The organism is Bacillus sp. BSL6, from assembly GCF_052928345.1.
The window spans coordinates 234,499-249,969 of record NZ_JAVGCW010000002.1 but is presented as its reverse complement, the minus strand read 5'-3'; the positions used below and the strand labels follow the sequence as shown (position 1 = coordinate 249,969).

Here is a 15,471-nt window from a genome sequence, read left to right as displayed (position 1 = left end):
ATGGTGCAAATAAGTAGTAACTTTCTCTTTACCGCATTTATTTTATATTTAATTGCAACTCTATTTTTCGGGGGAGCAATTAAAGAAAAGGGTCATAAATGGGCAAATGTAGGAATAACGATTACAATTTTAGGGTTTATTGCACAAACAGTTTATTTTGTAACAAGGTGGATCGCATCAGGTCATGCGCCAGTAAGTAACTTTTTTGAATTTGGTACGTTTTTCGGTATGATGCTTGTAGGAGCATTTATTGTTATGTATTTTATGTACCGCGTAAGTATAATTGGGCTCTTTGCATTACCAGTTGCGCTTTTATTAATTGCCTACGCGAGTATGTTTCCGAGGGAAATATCACCGCTTATTCCATCTTTAAAAAGTAATTGGTTACATATTCACGTGACGACTGCAGCAGCAGGACAAGCAATCTTAGCGATTAGTTTTATTACGGGCGTTATGTATCTATTGAAAAATGTAGATCAATCAACGAGAAGCAAACGTACATTTTGGTTAGAAACGGTCGTGTTCACGCTTGTTTGTACAGTTGGGTTTATTGGAGTGACAACGGTATTTTCTAGTATGAAATATGAAGCGAAGTTTCAATGGGTTGATAAAAATGAACAACAAGTGGAAATGAAGTACAATCTTCCGGCTTTAGTAGCGCCGCATGAAGGGAAGTTGCTGACAGAAAATAAATTAGAGCCGACAGTTGAAGTTCCAGCGATTGTAAATGCGAAAAAATTAAATACTGTTATTTGGTCAGTGTTAGTTGGAACGTTACTGTATATCGTATTAAGGCTAATTTTACGTAAAAGAGTATCAGCGGCACTTCAGCCGTTAGTGAAAAATACGAACAGCGATTTGTTAGATGAAATTGGATATCGTTCTATTGCAATTGGATTCCCAGTTTTCACGTTAGGTGCATTAATTTTCGCCATGATTTGGGCTCAAATAGCATGGACACGCTTTTGGGGATGGGATCCGAAAGAGGTTTGGGCGCTTATTACTTGGCTCTTTTATGCTGCGGTATTACATTTACGTTTATCAAAAGGATGGCACGGAGAGAAGTCAGCGTGGTTAGCGGTAATTGGTTTTGCAATCATTATGTTTAACTTTATTGTAGTAAACTTAATTATCGCGGGTTTACATTCATACGCATAGAGAAATAAAATAGGAGAGTGTATGTCACTTTCCTATTTTATTTTTGTCAACTTTTCTTCTTTTTTGAGAAAAACATGACAAAGTAGCAGTTGATTTTGTAAAATGATGTCGAGGACATTATATACTGTTCAAAAAAAATACATAGTTTTGGAAAAAAATTGAACAAACTTTATTATTCTTGTGAAGCATAGTATGGAAAGTGAAACATTTAGAGGATTGCTTAAATAAACGAGAATAGCGCAACATAATAGTATAGAAGGGTAGGTGTGAACCGTTGTGGTAAAAGTACGCAACGGGTAGAAATGGAAAATGAATCAAGAATTTTAATTGTAGACGATGAGGATCGTATTCGTCGTTTGTTGAAAATGTATTTAGAAAGAGAACAATACACAATTGAAGAAGCAGACAATGGTGATACAGCTTTAGAAATGGCGTTGCAAAATGATTATGATTTAATCCTATTAGATCTTATGATGCCTGGTAAAGATGGTATTGAAGTATGTAAAGGGGTTCGTGAGAAGAAAGCAACGCCAATTATTATGTTGACAGCAAAAGGTGAAGAAGTAAATCGAGTACAAGGATTTGAGGTAGGAACTGATGATTATATTGTGAAACCATTTAGCCCACGTGAAGTAGTGCTTCGAGTGAAAGCGGTCTTACGCCGTTCTGTACCAACAACATTCTTTACACAAGATACAACGACAAAAGATGTTACTGTGTTCCCTCATTTAACAATTGATAATGATGCACACCGTGTTACAGCAGATGGGAATGAAGTGAATTTAACCCCGAAAGAGTACGAATTACTATTATTCTTAGCGAAAGCGCCTGATAAGGTATTTGATCGTGAGCAATTGTTAAAAGAAGTATGGCAATATGAATTCTTCGGAGATTTACGTACAGTTGATACGCATGTAAAGCGTTTACGTGAGAAGTTAAGCAAAAAATCACCAGATGCTGCGAAGATGATTGTTACCGTTTGGGGCGTAGGTTACAAGTTTGAGGTTGTGAACGACTGATGCTTTGGAGAAGTGTAGTAGGGAAGTTATGGATGACCATATTACTTCTCGTTTCGTTCGTGCTTGGATTTGTTGCGATTTTACTTTCACAGTTTTTTAGAACATATTATGTAGATATGAGTGAAGCTAGGCTTCAAAAAGTTGCAACAAGTGTTTCAGAGTTAATTGAAGAAGGTGCCGATGTAAAAACGATTGAGAATATCGCGTACAAATTCTCTGACCCACTTTCAAGGATCATTATTGTAGAAGATGGTAAAGAAATATCTTCTTCACCGAAACAAGAAGGATTAGTCACTCTTACAATGGATGATTTGAAAGAAGATAAAGAATTAGCGGCTGTTTTTACAGACAAAAAAGAAATTAAAAATAACATTAGAAAAGCCTCTAATAGTAGAAAGAATAAAAATACTGAAAATGATATTATGATTGTCGGAAAACCAGTGCAGTCAAAAAATGAAAGTGCAGTGTTTGTATACGAATCTTTACAAGTACCGATACAAGGTATGGAAAGAACGACTGATTTTATATTCTTATCAGCAGGGATTGCGATTATATTAACAACTTTCTTTGCATTCTTCTTATCTACTCGAATTACAGCGCCACTTCGTAAAATGCGTGAGGTTGCTTTTGAGGTGTCGCGTGGGAAGTTTGATGCGAAAGCTCCTATGGTATCTCAGGACGAGATTGGTGAGCTTGCAACAGCCTTAAATCAAATGGGGAAACAGTTGAAGTTTAATATGAATGCCCTGCAGCAAGAGAAAGAGCAGTTAGCTAGTATTTTAAGTAGTATGGCAGATGGGGTTATTACATTAAATCAAGAGGGTGAAGTCGTTGTAATCAATCCGCCGGCTGAACATTTCTTACAAGTTTGGCAAGAAGAAAAAGAGATAGAGCTCAGTAAAAAACTACCTTCTGAACTTGTTGAACTATTCCATCTCGTTGTAGAAAGCGAACAACAACAAGTGGTTGAAATTAATTTACAAAAAGGTAACTATGTAGTTCTTATGACGCCGCTTTACAATCAAACGAAAATTCGCGGGGCTGTAGCTGTATTGCGTGATATGACGGAAGAACGCCGTCTTGAGAAGATGCGTCAAGACTTTATTGCGAACGTATCACATGAACTTCGTACACCGATGGTCATGCTTCAAGGGTATAGTGAAGCAATTTTAGATGATATTGTACAAACGAAAGAAGAAATTAATGAGTTTGTTCAAATCATTTATGATGAATCCGTTCGTTTAGGTAAACTTGTAAATGAATTATTAGATTTAGCGCGCATGGAAAGTGGTAATGTAGAGTTACATATAGGTGAAGTTGATATTCATCCTTTTGTTGAAAAAATAGGTCGTAAATTCCAAGGGATTGCGAAGGATAAAGAAGTCGCGTTAACAGTTGATTTCAAAGATCAAATTGAGCAGTACCCGTTTGATGCAGATCGTATGGAACAAGTATTGACGAATTTAATTGATAACGCAATACGTCATACGAACGCAGGCGGACATGTAACGCTTGTAATTGATACGAAAAATAATGGTCTTATTTTTGAAGTGCAAGATTCAGGCGCCGGTATTCCAGAAGAAGATATTCCATTTTTATTTGATCGTTTCTATAAAGCTGATAAAGCAAGAACACGTGGAAAAAAAGGTGGAACAGGACTCGGGCTTGCGATTGCAAAAAATATTGTGCAAGGCCATGATGGGAAAATTGCTGTTTCAAGTGTTGTTGGAGAGGGAACTACATTCTCTGTCTATTTACCGAATCGTATAATTTAGATATTTGTTTTTAAAGTTGATAATGAATAAAGTTCTACTGTTTTTTATTTTTTTGTAAAATCAATTAAATAAATAATAGTAGAACTTTTTTTCTAACTTAGTCGAATGAAGAATAATGAGAGGGGTGTCGTAAAGCGATGAAATTATATACAAAAACAGGAGATAAAGGAACAACAAGTGTAATAGGTGGCAGAGTGGATAAAGATAATATCCGAGTGGAAGCATATGGCACGATAGATGAGGCGAATTCTCATATTGGATATGCGATGACGAAACTACAAGGCGGGGTTTTCGGAGATATTTACAATGAACTTGAAACGATTCAACATGAACTATTTGATTGCGGGGGAGACTTGGCGATAGTAGGTGAGAAAATTCCTTATAAAGTAAAAATTGAAATGGTCGAAAACTTAGAAAGTAGGATTGATTCGTATATAGAAGAAGCACCGCCGCTAGAACGTTTTATTTTACCAGGTGGAAGCGAGTCGGCAGCTGCTATTCATATTGCACGTACAGTTGTAAGGCGAGCAGAACGATGTATCGTGTCCCTGCAAAAAGAAGGAGAAATAAATGAAGTTGTTCTAAAGTATGTCAATAGATTATCTGACTATTTATTTGCAGTAGCTAGAGTAATAAACGCTCGATTACAAGTAAAAGATGTAGAGTATAATCGCAGTGCAATCGTTTTTCGTGATAAGAAAGAGAAGGAAGTGGAGTGATTCACTTTCTTTTTTTGTATACTTTTTTCTGTAATATACCAAAATAGAGAAGGTATGGTCGTAATTAGAAAACGGAGGATGTATATGAAAGCTTTAAAATACGGCGTCATGTTATTGACAGTACTGTTTTTATCTCAATTACATGTGTACGCAGAGGGAAATCAATGGGCATGGCCTGTTGAAGGACAGATAAGTGATTATTTTGGGACAAGGCACGGAAAACACTACGGTATAGATATAGCGGCACCGATCGGCACGCCTGTGTCAGCTATTCAAGAAGGGAAGGTAACAAAGTCTTATTATTCAAGTAGTTATGGAAACGTTATATTTATTAAACATGGAGAATATGAGGCTGTGTATGCACATTTAAATAAGAGATATGTAGTTCAAGGGGATTATATTTCAAAGGGAGAAATAATTGGAGAAGTAGGAAATACAGGAGAATCCCGAGGTGCACACTTACATTTAGAAGTTCATCAAGGAAAATGGACGATGGCAAAAAAGAATGCGATGAATCCATTGCTTGTTTTACATGAACAAAGAAATGAAACAGTTTCTTCATCGTTATACGTTGTCCAAAAAGGTGATACTCTAGTTAGCATTGCACGGAAATTTAGAATGTCCGTTAAGGAAATTCAAGAAAAAAATGGGTTGCAACAAGAGCTCATTTATCCAAATCAACAATTATATGTAAAGTAAAAAAAGAGCTAGTTACTAGCTCTTTTTTACCAAAAAATAAAGACACATATAAATCCAGAAATAGCTAAGTAGCTATATAAGTAAAATACTTTCGCTCTTGTTTTTTCGTTTGTTCGAAATAGTACAATAGTCGGTTCAATTAAACCAATTGTCAAACAAAGTAAACCAAGAAGCATACAACCGATTGAAATAGAGTACAGGGCGATTTGTGGTCCTTGAAATGGAATCATCCATTTTAATAAAAATGCAATGAGTGCAGTATAGCAAATGCTGCCGATGTATTTATTCAATGGTGCATTAGAACGGAAACCAGGAAGCTTTTTTAAGAAAGAGCGGGAAACAACTTCAGTTTGTAAAGATGTATGCTCTTCGATTATTTTTTGAGCTTCTTTTCCTTTTTGGAAAAGGGATAATATCCAGTTTCGCTCACCTTGGAAAATAAATTGTGAAGTTGTCAAATAATGATCAACCTTCACTTTATTCCAATTCTTCCATGGATGGCGCTCACATAATTTTAATTTACTTTCTGTCTTTTTATCATACTGATAAATACTGATGCCATCTTCATCGAAAGCAGCATAGTATGTCTCACTTGAGAATGTGCCTAAATCAATTGGACAGTAGAAAAGTAATTCTTTTTTTAAGTAAAAGTATTCTTTCCTTAAGTTTTTTTTCATTGTTTCTCGAATAGAGTGTCTCTTTTCTTTCTTCATGACATTTCCTCCATAATCCAGAAAATGTTCTTATCTTAACAATTCAACATCTTATCACTTTTAATTATATATGACTAGGGGATTCATAGGAGAAATGCCGAATACTAAAAAATATGGGGTGTATTGTAAAATATAATGTATGATTTTGGTTATGTAAAATTAATAACTTATTTTTAATAAGTTACACTTTTTTTGTTCACAATACGATCATGTTGTTGTATAATGAAGTGGAAAATAGAATATCGGTCTATCTTCGGGGCAGGGTGAAAATCCCGACCGGCGGTGATGAACTATATGTGATTTTGTTCTAAGCCCGCGAGCCGTTAAGGCAGGATTTGGTGTGATTCCAAAGCCGACAGTACAGTCTGGATGGGAGAAGATGGAGGTTCAAGCGTTCAAAAAAGATAAGTATTTGAACGTCTGTTTGATGTGCCTTAAATTCTCCCTTTGTGTAAAACACAAAGGGTTTTTTCGTTCTATGAAAAAGTAGGCATAGCAGAACCTTTCCACTTTCCATGAGATGATCGATGGAAAAGGAGAGAGAAAGATGAAACAAAAAAACAGTGTAGTGCAGATGGTGAGTGTAGCGATGCTAAGTAGTATTGCATATTTACTGATGATGTTGGATTTCCCATTCCCAGGGCTTCCGCCATTTTTAAAAATTGATTTTAGTGATGTACCAGCTCTAATTGCTGCAATTATTTTCGGACCAGTTGCAGGGATAATTGTAGAAGCGATAAAGAATATTTTACATTACGGGATTCAAGGGAGTTTAACGGGAGTACCAGTTGGAGAAATTGCTAACTTTATTGCAGGATGTTTATTTATTGGACCAGCAGCTTTCTTATTTAGGAAGTATCGTACTGTTAAGAGTTTAACGACAGGATTAATGCTAGGGACAATTACAATGGCTCTTATTATGAGCGTATTAAATTACATCATCATATTCCCAGCTTACACTTGGTTTTTAAATTCACCAGCTATGTCTAGCGAAGCGATAAAAACAACGGTTGTAACGGCAATCTTACCATTTAATTTGATTAAAGGAATTGTTGTGACAATTGTATTTGTAGCGTTATTCTCACGCCTGAAAGTATGGGTGTTTGCAAAAATGAAAAATGCATAAAATATAAAATAAAACCATTAGTAGTATGTAACTACTAATGGTTTTTTAATAAGGAGAATGAAAATAGAAAACAAAAAATACCCCTCAAAGGAATGAGGGGTATTTTTTGAAGTTAATAAAAGACTATTCGAATTTTAAAGCATCGCCGTCGAATGATTCGTCAGCAACTTTAATTGAGTCAGTTGGACAACCTTCGAATGCATCCATCATATCTTCAAGTAATACATCTGGAATTTCAACGATACCTTGGTTATCGTCTAATGTTACGAATGCAATACCTTCATCATCATAGTCATAAATGTCTGGTGCAGCAGCGCCACAAGCACCACATGCGATACAAGTATCTTTATCAACGATTGTATATTTTGCCATCTTTTTTCCCTCCTGATAATATGTATGTGAAAAGCTCGCCATAAAAATTATAACCTTATTGTAAAACGGTTTTTAAAACTTTTCAACATAAAATTATAATGATAATCCTTATCAATTAGAGTGTCAACTAATTTCTGCATTATGTCATAAGATTTTCAAAATACGTAAATGTTATTTCGTTTGGTACAATAGAATATATACAAGTACATATTGCCAATATGATAAGTTTAATGAGTAACTAAGTTAGATTGAAAGGTGGAAGCGGTAATGCAACTACAATATACTGTATTGTATTGTTTAAAACAATTGAATGGTGAAAGGACCGTTTCTTCTATTTATTATTTATTAAAGGGAAAACGTTCTTCGCAAACGTTACAAGATGGAAATATGTTCCGAATTTCTTTTTTGTTTGGAATATATAAATCGCTAAATAGAGCTGAATATGATCGTGAAGTTGCAAAGTTGTTGCAAGCAGATTTGATTCAAGAGATACATGAAAATACATATTTGTTAACACCTAAAGGTAAAATGCAGTTACATACATGGGAGGAAGGGTATGCTTTTCCAGCGCATTTACATGGTTTGCACTATGGTGAATTAGGTGAAACATTTTGGAAAAGATTATCCTTAATTATTCAAACTATATCTAATTTACAACAGAATAATACGAAGTTTATTCCTATTCAACAAGATACAGAAATAATGGTTTGGGTGAAACGCTTTTTAACAGGTATGCCGTATAGGCGTAGTGAATTGGCAAAAGGATTATGGAAAGAAATATATACTCTTTTAAGGAAATGTGATGTGGTAGAAGCAACGATTGTAACATATAGATTAACAGGATATGAACGTATCGGTTGTACATTGCAGCAGTTAGCAGAAATTACGAGACGAGATGTTTTCAGGGTGTACTTTTTATTTTGGGGTACAATTCATTTCCTTATACAAGAAGTTCGCGATTATGAAAATGAATTTCCGTTATTATCTGAGATTATCTCTTATCCAAATGAGAGAGCTGAATTATTTAGTTTATCAACGAAAAAAACATATAATTTTTGGAGGCAAGGGCGCTCATTAGAAGAAATAGCGACAATTAGAAATCTAAAGGTTGCAACGATAGAAGATCATTTTGTTGAAATTGCTTTGCGAGAAAGAGATTTTTCAATTGAAATGTTTATGGAAAAAGACAAAATAGATAAAGTAACAGAAGTAATTGATGCATTACAAACACGTAAGCTGCGTGAGTTGAAACAAGCGGTTGGAGAGGATATCTCTTATTTTGAAGTTCGTCTTGTATTGGCGCGGATGGAGGGTATAAATGAAACTTGAGGAATATTTATATAGGTGGTTTGGATATTCTGAATTTCGTCCAGGTCAAAAAGGAGTCATTACAGATTTATTGGAAGGAAAAGATGTTATAGCGATGCTTCCGACCGGAAGAGGGAAGTCTATGTGCTATCAACTTCCAGGGCTTATGCAAGAAGGGACAGTACTTGTTGTATCACCATTATTATCTTTGATGGAAGATCAGGTTACACAATTAAAATATGTTGTGAAAAACCGAGTGATAGCATTTAATAGTTTTCGGACATTACAGGAAAAAAGAGAAGCGATGAAAAGATTAGCTTCTTATAAATTTATTTTTGTATCACCAGAGATGTTGCAGTCGGAATTGTTAATAAGAGAATTGAAGAAAGTTCATATTTCATTATTTGTTGTGGATGAAGCTCATTGTATTTCGCAATGGGGTTATGATTTTAGACCAGATTATAAAAAACTAAATGTAGTTATTAAGAATATCGGGTCTCCTACGGTGCTAGCATTAACTGCAACAGCGACGAAAGATGTACTCCGAGATATAGCAGAGAGTTTGAATTTGGAGAATGTGACGCAGCATGTATACTCTATTGATCGTCCAAATATAGCAATGGAAGTACAATTTGTAGAGACGATAGAAGAGAAGAAAGAGGCGCTTTTGGACCAGGTGATGTATTTACAAGGGCCGGGGATTGTATATTGTTCAAGCAGAGCGTGGACAGAACGTTTAACGGAATATTTAAGAGGAAAAGGCGTTACTGGTGTCGCTTTCTATCATGGTGGTATGGAACATGAAGAGCGTATGTTAATTCAACAGCAGTTTATGAATGACCAATTGCAGCTTGTAATATGTACAAGTGCTTTTGGTATGGGAGTAAATAAATCGAACACGAGATATATTATTCATTTTCACTATCCGACTAATATAGCTTCTTATTTACAAGAAATCGGAAGAGCTGGAAGAGATGGTGAACCAAGTATAGCTATTTTACTATGCAGTCCGTTAGATCACGATTTACCAATTTCAATAATTGAAGATGAATTGCCAAGCCAGTCGCAAATACAATTTTTATTTTCTTTACTACAGGAAAGAATGTTTCAAACGAAAGAATTACCAATAGAAGAGGTAGAAGAAATTTGTTATAATGCAGCAAGATTTAATGAACAATATTGGCGTTTCATCCGCTATCATCTTGAACAGCTTGGAATCATACAACAACGAAAACTAATATTAGAGAGCTTGTCAGATGAAATTATGAACAGATTAATAGCTGAAGTAGAAATCAGGTTACGTAATAAATATAGTGAGCTAGAAAACATGAAATCATGGATACAAGTGAAAGGATGTAGACGTGAATATTTATTGCAACAGTTCGGTTACAGAAAAGAGGGCGAGTTAAAGAATTGCTGCGACTATTGTCATATTACAAAAACAGATTATAAAAAAAGACAAGCGCAACAATCGGATTTCGACTATAATTGGGAAACAGAGTTACAAAAGCTTTTCGGTCTAGAAAAGATGGGGGAATGATGAACATTCAAAGGCATAATATTGAAGATATGAGTCCGAAAGAAATAAGGCTGAATCTGTATATCACACAGTTCATTATTATTGGTATCGGTTGTTTACTAGCATATATACTATTCCGAGATATCAAATCGGTGTATAGTCTGTGGAAATGGGAACCGGTGTCTATACTTATAATAGGTGGCTTGTTAGCAATTGGTATTGTGTTATTAGATTATGTTGCAATGCGGGTGTTTCCAGAGTCTTGGTTTGATGATGGTGGTATTAACGATAGGATGTTTCAAGGGATGTCAGTTATGCATCTACTCGTTATTACGTTCATTATCGGCTTTGCAGAAGAATTTTTATTTAGAGGTGTAGTGCAGACGCACTTTGGAATTGTAATAGCGAGTTTTGTATTTGCAGTGTTACATATTCGGTATATAAAAAAGCCATTTTTGTTTTGTTTCGTCTGTTTCATTAGTTTTGTCTTTGGTTACGTATTTGAATGGACAGGAAATTTGTTTATAACAATCTTTGCACACTTTCTTGTTGATTTTATAATGGGACTCCAATTAAGAAAATAAATGGAAGGTGGTGGTGAACAACATGAGGAAACGAATTCCTGATTTTGAAGAGGAATTAGAAGTTGAGCGAGTGGAAGAAAAAGAAGGTTTACCGCCGCGTAGTGAAATTCATAGAAATAAAGAAAAAAAACAAAAGTTTAAAATGAATCATATTTTCGTTCGAGTTTTAACATTTCTATTCATATTACTACCAATTAGCATCTTATGGTATACAGATAAATATATTCAGGTGAAAAGTGATAGTAATAACGCTGGAAAAAGTGCATTTGAGGTTATTTTTTTTGATTCAGCTAAATCTGGGTCCGAGGCATCATCTGAGAAAGTCGTCACGCATACGGTGAAAGAGGGAGAAACTTTAGAAAGTATAGCGAAGCAATATTTTTCAGATGAAACTGGGATCGAAGTGATTAAAAAGTATAATGATTTAAAAAAAGATGAAGTGAATGTAGGTCAAGAATTAAAAATTCCGATAAAAGATAAGTCCACAAAGCGAGAAAGTTAGTAAAATACTTACTATAAAAACTGAGGATTATCTTTATGAGGAGGGGAGTAAAAATATATGATATGGATTATCTTATTAAGTACTCTCGTTTGTATTGGTATTATAATGCTTCTTGTAATGTATACAGAAGCAATGCGTAATACGGTGCTAGAACATACTTTAATATTTGAAGAATTTCCGAAAAGTTTTCAAAAAGTAAATGTATTTTTTATATCTGATATTCATAGAAGGGTCATTTCGAATTCGTTAATTGAACAAGTAAAAGGAAGAGTTGATCTTGTAATTATTGGTGGTGATTTAGCGGAAAAAGGTGTCCCTTTATCGAAAATCTCTGCAAATATACAAAAGCTAAGAGCGATAGCTCCTGTATATTTTGTATGGGGAAATAATGATTATGAAATTGAATATCATGAATTAGATGCTTTGTTATTAGAAAATAATGTGAAAGTTTTAGATAATACAAGAGTTGTATTTGAGTCTGAATTAGGAGAGAAAATTTGTTTGCTCGGTGTAGATGATGTTGGTTTGGAACGTGATCGTTTAGATTTAGCGTTGGCTGATTGTAAAGAAGATGGTTTTCGTATATTAATTAGCCACAACCCTGATATAATAAATAAAATGTCTGGAAAAGAACAAATTTCACTTGTGCTAAGTGGACATACACATGGAGGGCAGATTCGATTATTCCCATCTAAAAAATATTTAAAAGGTGGCGTATATAAGCATTCAAATATAACTCTTTTTGTTAGTAATGGGTATGGAACAACGTTGATTCCACTTCGCTTCCGAGCACCTGCTCAAACACATATTATTACGTTATGCGGAGGGAAATGATGCCAACTCTAAACGGAAAATATAACATAAAAGCTGTTTCAAAAATAATTGGAGTTCAACCAAGTACGCTTCGTGCATGGGAAAGAAGATATCAAATGATTGCCCCAAAGCGGAATCATGCGGGGCATCGATTATATACAGAAGAGCATATTCAAATTTTGAAATGGTTAATGGACAAGGTTTCTTCCGGCATGATGATTGGACAAGCAGTTCAATTATTAGAAGGGAATCGTTTGCAGAATAGTGTTCAAAATGAAATACATTACGATAGAGAAGTTGTTTTAGTGGACGATTTACTACAAGCTTTGTTAAAATTTGATGAAATTACAACTTCTGCATTGTTAAACGAGGCTTTTAGTATTTATGCAACAGAAAAAGTTATCGCAAGTATTGTTCTTCAAGTGTCAAATAAATTGTTAACGTTAAAAAATAATAATGAAGTTACAATGGTGCAATTCCAATATGTCGTATCATTTTTACAAACGCGTCTAGGGATGGTATATCATAATGCATCATCGTTTTCTTCTATACACAAAGTTGTTGTGTTAGAAAGTAATATGTTGAAAGGGTTTGTTTTCTCAACGTATTTACGATTAAAAGGATATGAGGTGATATATATTAGGGCAAGCTTAGCGGAAGATAGTATTACGTTAGCTGTTGAGCAAATAAGACCTAAATATGTAGTAATCTCTTTTGATGACGGACGAGAACTGAAGAACGCAACGAGCTACTTGAGTTTGTTGCAAGAAAAAAGTGAAAACCTTTCTGTTGGGGTTATAGGAGAAATAGGTGCTGGAGATCAGTTGAACATTCAAACAAGCCTAATTGGTGATACGAAAGAAGAATGGGATGATTGGTTAAAAATGTTAGAATAGTTGTTCGAAAAGAACCATCTATTTTCTATTTCATATAATAAAAATTATATTCATTGGTTGCGTAGGGAGGGTATGAGATGAGGCTGGAACGATTAAATTACAATAAGATAAAAATTTTCTTAACATTTGATGATTTATCTGAACGAGGATTAACGAAAGAAGATTTGTGGAGAAATGCACCGAAAGTACAGCAATTATTTCGTGATATGATGCAAGAAGCAAATAAAGAATTGGGATTTGAAGCGGATGGCCCGATTGCAGTTGAAGTATTTTCTCTACAAGCGCAAGGAATGGTCGTAATTGTAACGAAAGAACATCAAGAAGCGGATACAGATGATGAGTTCCGTGACGAATTTATTGAAATGCAAGTGACTCTAGATGAAAGCGAGCATATCCTTTATGAGTTTGCTACACTAGATGACGTAATTAACCTGTCGAATCGTTTATATAACCTTGATGTAACTGGCGGAAAATTATATACGTGGGATGGGCGTTTCTATCTTTGGATGGAAGAAGAGGAGCAAATACAATTACTGAAGGCAGATTTTATAGCTATTTTAGCGGAATATGGTAATCCGTCTACAGCAACTATTTATCGTCTAATGGAGTATGGTAAAGAATTAATGGCTTCTCAAGCAATTGAACAAATACACAATTACTTTGTGAAAAAACAAAACCTTAGCTAATATAACATAGCTAAGGTTTTGTTTTTTATTTTACTTAAATGTATCTTTTTAAAGTGCTGTGTTTAAGTGAAATAAAAAATATTTAAATATTTAAGTATTTTACTTTTCTAAAAGCAATAAAAGGACTATAATGATAGTGAAAACGCTTGCAAAACAAAATACTTTGTATATATTTGTTAGCGTTTTCTATTGCATTCCAAATTTAACGGTGTATACTAGGCAATGAAGGTTTACTAAACAAGTGAAATTACAGGGGGTTTACTTACTATGGTAGCCGAAAAGGGAACTCAAACAAAAACACAACAACAAAGGGAACAACATTTTGAACTATTGAATTCAACACAAATTGTTATTAGTGAAGCGTTAGAAAAATTGGGTTATCCAAACGAAGTATATGAATTATTAAAAGAGCCAATTCGTATGATGACAGTGAAAATACCAGTTCGTATGGATGACGGGACTGTTAAAATATTTACAGGATATCGTGCGCAACATAATGATGCTGTTGGTCCAACGAAAGGTGGAATTCGCTTCCATCCGAATGTAACAGAAAATGAAGTGAAAGCACTTTCAATTTGGATGAGTTTAAAATGTGGTATTGTTGATTTACCATATGGCGGAGGTAAAGGTGGAATTATCTGTGACCCGCGTGAAATGTCATTCCGTGAGTTAGAAAGATTAAGCCGCGGTTATGTACGAGCAATTAGCCAAATCGTAGGACCGACGAAAGATATTCCAGCTCCAGATGTATTCACAAACTCTCAAATTATGGCATGGATGATGGATGAGTATAGCCGTATTGACGAATTTAATTCACCAGGATTTATTACAGGTAAGCCACTTGTATTAGGTGGATCACATGGACGTGAAACAGCAACAGCGAAAGGTGTTACAATTTGTATTCGCGAAGCTGCAAAAAAACGCGACATTGATATTAAAGGTGCACGCGTTGTTGTTCAAGGATTCGGTAATGCTGGTAGCTTCTTAGCTAAATTTATGCATGATGCAGGTGCGAAAGTTATTGCGATCTCAGATGCTTACGGCGCATTACATGATCCAAACGGATTAGATATTGATTATTTATTAGACCGTCGTGATAGCTTCGGTACAGTAACAAAACTATTTAATAATACAATTTCAAACAAAGAATTGTTAGAACTTGATTGCGACATTTTAGTTCCAGCTGCAATTGAGAACCAAATTACAGAAGAAAATGCTAATGATATTAAAGCAAAAATCGTTGTTGAAGCTGCAAATGGTCCAACAACATTAGAAGCAACTAAAATTTTAACAGATCGCGGAATTTTACTTGTTCCAGACGTATTAGCAAGTGCTGGTGGGGTAACAGTATCTTACTTTGAGTGGGTACAAAATAACCAAGGTTACTACTGGACTGAAGAAGAAGTAGAACAACGTTTAGAAAAAGTAATGGTAAGATCGTTTGATTCTATTTATGAAACAGCACAAGTTCGTAAAGTGAACATGCGTTTAGCGGCGTATATGGTCGGTGTTCGTAAAATGGCTGAAGCAAGTCGCTTTAGAGGTTGGGTATAATATTATATTGTGAGAAAACGTGATTCCT

Annotated in this window: 16 protein-coding genes and 1 riboswitch; of the genes, 14 read left to right on the top strand and 2 right to left on the bottom strand. The window is 34.8% G+C overall.

Translation table 11 applies throughout. The features are described 5' to 3' along the window. From resC to RCJ96_RS07440, 5 genes are all read left to right on the top strand, one after another. Complete coding sequence (resC, locus tag RCJ96_RS07460; RefSeq protein WP_074609553.1) at positions 1-1,158, top strand: cytochrome c biogenesis protein ResC; 1,158 nt, start codon at positions 1-3, stop codon at positions 1,156-1,158. A 302-nt stretch (positions 1,159-1,460) separates the two neighbouring features. Next, complete coding sequence (gene resD, locus RCJ96_RS07455) at positions 1,461-2,177, top strand: DNA-binding response regulator ResD (RefSeq protein WP_000426862.1); 717 nt, start codon at positions 1,461-1,463, stop codon at positions 2,175-2,177. Further along, complete coding sequence (gene resE, locus RCJ96_RS07450) at positions 2,177-3,952, top strand: sensor histidine kinase ResE (RefSeq protein WP_074609551.1); 1,776 nt, start codon at positions 2,177-2,179, stop codon at positions 3,950-3,952. The genes resD and resE overlap by 1 nt, the downstream gene beginning before the upstream one ends. Positions 3,953-4,089: 137 nt before the next feature. Continuing rightward, the gene (locus RCJ96_RS07445; RefSeq protein ID WP_074609549.1) at positions 4,090-4,671 is read left to right on the top strand and encodes a cob(I)yrinic acid a,c-diamide adenosyltransferase; all 582 of its coding nucleotides are present in this window, start codon (positions 4,090-4,092) and stop codon (positions 4,669-4,671) included. A gap of 84 nt (positions 4,672-4,755) precedes the next feature. Next, entirely contained in the window at positions 4,756-5,370 is a 615-nt protein-coding gene (locus RCJ96_RS07440) for a peptidoglycan DD-metalloendopeptidase family protein (RefSeq protein ID WP_000645701.1), read from the top strand. A 26-nt stretch (positions 5,371-5,396) separates the two neighbouring features. Here RCJ96_RS07440 and RCJ96_RS07435 read toward each other — a convergent pair whose 3' ends face one another. After that, a complete protein-coding gene (locus tag RCJ96_RS07435) occupies positions 5,397-6,083 on the bottom strand; it encodes a hypothetical protein (RefSeq protein WP_074609547.1) in 687 nt (228 codons plus the stop codon). Positions 6,084-6,328: 245 nt separating this feature from the next. Further along, a riboswitch (FMN riboswitch) is annotated at positions 6,329-6,468 on the top strand. Positions 6,469-6,630: 162 nt separating this feature from the next. Here RCJ96_RS07435 and RCJ96_RS07430 point away from each other — a divergent pair. Further along, positions 6,631-7,209: an ECF transporter S component gene (locus RCJ96_RS07430; RefSeq protein ID WP_000810850.1), complete on the top strand. Its 579-nt coding sequence runs from the start codon at positions 6,631-6,633 to the stop codon at positions 7,207-7,209. A gap of 123 nt (positions 7,210-7,332) precedes the next feature. Here RCJ96_RS07430 and RCJ96_RS07425 read toward each other — a convergent pair whose 3' ends face one another. Beyond that, positions 7,333-7,581, bottom strand: coding sequence for a ferredoxin (locus tag RCJ96_RS07425; RefSeq protein ID WP_001151996.1), 249 nt, complete (start codon positions 7,579-7,581; stop codon positions 7,333-7,335). A gap of 267 nt (positions 7,582-7,848) precedes the next feature. Between RCJ96_RS07425 and RCJ96_RS07420 the strand changes: the two genes are divergently transcribed. From RCJ96_RS07420 to gudB, 8 genes are all read left to right on the top strand, one after another. Then, positions 7,849-8,910 (top strand): helix-turn-helix domain-containing protein, encoded by a 1,062-nt coding sequence (locus tag RCJ96_RS07420; protein WP_001176993.1) that lies wholly within the window; start codon positions 7,849-7,851, stop codon positions 8,908-8,910. After that, on the top strand, positions 8,900-10,429 hold the full coding sequence (locus RCJ96_RS07415; RefSeq protein ID WP_071730640.1) for a RecQ family ATP-dependent DNA helicase: 1,530 nt from the start codon (positions 8,900-8,902) through the stop codon (positions 10,427-10,429). Before RCJ96_RS07420 ends, RCJ96_RS07415 begins: the two co-directional genes overlap by 11 nt. Then, a complete protein-coding gene (locus tag RCJ96_RS07410) occupies positions 10,429-10,992 on the top strand; it encodes a CPBP family intramembrane glutamic endopeptidase (protein ID WP_001025765.1) in 564 nt (187 codons plus the stop codon). Before RCJ96_RS07415 ends, RCJ96_RS07410 begins: the two co-directional genes overlap by 1 nt. 22 nt (positions 10,993-11,014) lie before the next feature. Further along, entirely contained in the window at positions 11,015-11,494 is a 480-nt protein-coding gene (locus RCJ96_RS07405) for a LysM peptidoglycan-binding domain-containing protein (RefSeq protein WP_074609545.1), read from the top strand. Between the two features lie 57 nt (positions 11,495-11,551). Then, on the top strand, positions 11,552-12,328 hold the full coding sequence (locus RCJ96_RS07400; RefSeq protein WP_000637818.1) for a metallophosphoesterase: 777 nt from the start codon (positions 11,552-11,554) through the stop codon (positions 12,326-12,328). Continuing rightward, the gene (locus tag RCJ96_RS07395; protein WP_139302866.1) at positions 12,328-13,203 is read left to right on the top strand and encodes a MerR family transcriptional regulator; all 876 of its coding nucleotides are present in this window, start codon (positions 12,328-12,330) and stop codon (positions 13,201-13,203) included. The genes RCJ96_RS07400 and RCJ96_RS07395 overlap by 1 nt, the downstream gene beginning before the upstream one ends. Positions 13,204-13,280: 77 nt before the next feature. Next, positions 13,281-13,889 (top strand): genetic competence negative regulator, encoded by a 609-nt coding sequence (locus RCJ96_RS07390; RefSeq protein ID WP_001235392.1) that lies wholly within the window; start codon positions 13,281-13,283, stop codon positions 13,887-13,889. Between the two features lie 267 nt (positions 13,890-14,156). After that, positions 14,157-15,443, top strand: coding sequence for an NAD-specific glutamate dehydrogenase (gene gudB, locus RCJ96_RS07385; protein WP_000225170.1), 1,287 nt, complete (start codon positions 14,157-14,159; stop codon positions 15,441-15,443). Positions 15,444-15,471: the final 28 nt, after the last annotated feature.